The organism is Chitinivibrionia bacterium, from assembly GCA_009779925.1.
Classification (GTDB): Bacteria; Fibrobacterota; Chitinivibrionia; order Chitinivibrionales; family Chitinivibrionaceae; genus WRFX01.
Map to the genome: position 1 here is coordinate 1 of WRAZ01000087.1, position 2,884 is coordinate 2,884.

General features: G+C 45.0%; 2 protein-coding genes. Both read right to left on the reverse strand.

The annotated features are described in order from the left end of the window. On the reverse strand, positions 1 to 850 hold an 850-nt coding region (locus FWE23_11490), incomplete at its 3' end, for an ORF6N domain-containing protein (GenBank protein MCL2846049.1). 115 nt (positions 851 to 965) lie between these two features. Continuing rightward, positions 966 to 2,884, reverse strand: a 1,919-nt coding sequence (locus FWE23_11495) for a hypothetical protein (GenBank protein ID MCL2846050.1), incomplete at its 5' end; no start/stop codon positions are given.

The following is a 2,884-nucleotide window of genomic DNA, read 5'->3' on the forward strand; positions in this document are numbered from 1 at the left end:
ACAACCCGTCCAAATCCATTTTTGAAAACGCAAACCATTTTTTGCCGCTGTCTTTCAAACTTGCGCCCCAATGATAAACTTCTTTGTCATCGACTATCAAAAATCTGTCGTGGCTGAGGTCGAATTCTTTTGCTTCTATCGGCGGATATTGTTTGTTGAATTTTTCTATATCTAATTTTAACTGTTTTGATATTTCTTTTGTAAAAAGCATAACTTTTACATTTTCCGCTCTCTTGGAAAATATCGTCAATGTGGCTTCATTGACATAATTGTCTATCAAAATTATGGATTTTTGCGCGGTTTTTACAATTTGGCACATTAAAACATAAGCGTCAAAAACCTCTCCCTCAAAGAAAACTCCACTTTTGGGAATGACGTCTCTGCTTTCCAGTGCGGCAAATATTTTGTCTATGTTCTGAGTGGTTTCCAGTTGTTTCAGTTCCACGTTTTCGAGACGTTGAATAAAGCCGCCGATTTGCGTTAAGGTTTTGCGCATTGCGACGAAAGCGTTTATAATTCGCACACTTACCTGCACTGCTATCGGCGTATTTAATACTGCAGAAAGCATCGCTACGCCCGCCTCGGTAAAAGCGTGCGGTCTTACAGATGAATGTTTGAGTGTTTTGAACCGGTCGCAAATTGCGACCAGTTCATTGAATTCCGTAATATCCAGTTGAAAGCGAAAATTATCGGGAAATCGCGCTATGTTTCTTTTCACCTGTTCGTTTAACCTTTTGACTTCCACGCCATATAACTCAGCCAAGTCCCTGTCTAACATCACCTGCAAACCACGAATTGTAAAAATTCGGTTTTCTATTTCGTTTGAATACAATTCTATTGAATTTGGCATTTTTTCTCCTTATTTTCAGGGTAAAATACGTTATGCTAATAACAAAAAACGAAAAGAAATGAGCCAAGGCGTGCCTTGGCTCTACTGGAAATGGTTGCCCTTACTAGTTTATATGTTACCTGTTGACACCAACCCTCAACGAATAGGTAAATCTTCTTCCGCTGATACCTGTTGCTTCAACCACAATCAAATACGTTCCATTGGCGACGAAACGTCCGTTGGTGTTGGTCAAATTCCAGACAATCGCCGACGAATGTAGGGGCGGGTTTGAAACCCGCCCGTACGGATCAGCGGCGGTTTCCGTAAACACCACATTCCCCAAATTATCCAAAATCACCAAATTCACCGTTGCTTGTTCGGGAGTAATCACCGAAATTTTCGCCACATCGGACACAATTGCGTTCTCCAACACTATGCCGTATTTGCTGTCGGTTTCGGCTCTTTGCGGGGTTCGGATTGATGTCGGGTTTGTGAAATTGGCTACGGGGGCGATGTTGCCTACGACTTCAAAGGTGTGCGTTGCATTTGTTGATAATACGCTTCCGCCTACGCCTACTGTCCAATTTACGAAGCTTGAGCCTTCGCCTGCGGTTGCGGTTATGGTTGCTTCTTCGCCGACGGCAAATATGCCGTTGCCTGAAACGCCGACTATTCCGTTGCCGTTTGTTGATACGTTTACGCGGTGGGCGTTCATAACTACGCTTACAAACATATCTTCGTTTGTTTCGTAGGCTATGCCTGCATCCGTTTCGATTATTACGCGATACGAGCGAACAACCGTTAATGGGTCATCAGAACGAGATGAACGGTTTGATGATGTCTCCATAATTGAAGCGTCTTCGGGCTGTTCGGGCAACAATTCCATTCTGAGGCGCAGGTTTCCTAAACTTTCTATGTTGTCGCTGGCGGGCTCAAGGCGGTTTTGAGTGCTTGTCGCAAATCCGTCGAAATCCAAAAGCGAAAGCAAGAAATTTTCTAATGCGGTTTTGTCGGCAAAATTTTCTTCTTCTATCGCAACGGGGTCTGTCGCACTGCCTAAGCCAAGGTTTTCGCCTTCCAATTCCAAGCGGGGACTAAGCGCTCTTCTTTTGATTTCGTAATCGATGAAATCATTGAGAAGCAAAGTGTTTCTTGCCGCCGCTGATGATACTACCGTCGCTATGGCTGTATGTCTTCCAACCTCTGACCTGCCGTTTAATACGCGCACGGGAATTGTGCCCTCAACGGTGGGAATCGGATGCTGAACTTCTCTGTTGAAAGTAAATTCTGTCAGCGGAGTCCATTCAACTTCCAAGCGTTTACCTGTGATTGTAAAAGGCGTAAGCGGGTCGTCCAAAATAAAGAATTTGCCTGCGGCGTTCGGGTCGGCGGGATTTACTCTCGCTTTTGCAATGTATGTGCCGACATCTGTCTGCGCTCCGTCGATTATTACGTCGTAAGCAGTTCCCCAAACGTCCATAATGGTCGCGCGCGGCGCTTGAGCGGTTGCTTCGTCGATATACTCAAAATTTGTTCTCGTATCCCAAATAACGAAACCGAAAGTCGGCGCTAATGGCGGCAATGCAATATTGAACGAACGTCTTGCCGTGCTGCCCGAATAATTGTTTATGCCCTCAATATTTACCCACGCCTCTCCGACAGCATTGTTGTCTTCGTAAGTGAGAATATAATCAACATCCGCCGCCAAAATTCTTGTGCCGTCTCTGACTACAACGGCGGGAGTGCTCGCTCTTCCCGGCATAAAAAACATATTGTCGATAGGCGAAATCATAGCGTTCAAAAGCGTTCTCGGGGTAATGTCAAAAGATTTTTCCGCGTTTGTCAGCTCAAAATTCGCGCTCGAAAACTCCAATCTTGCAACTGCCGTATGGGTGCCGACATCTGTTGCGCCGCTTACAATCAAATCAATTCTTTCGTTATCGCTCGGTCTTCTTACGTATGCTGTGGGCGCTTGGACTCTGCCGTTAAACTCAAAAGTTGTCGCTACTTCCCATTGAACTTCTATTTCGTTAGCGCTTGCCACAAGAACCGAAA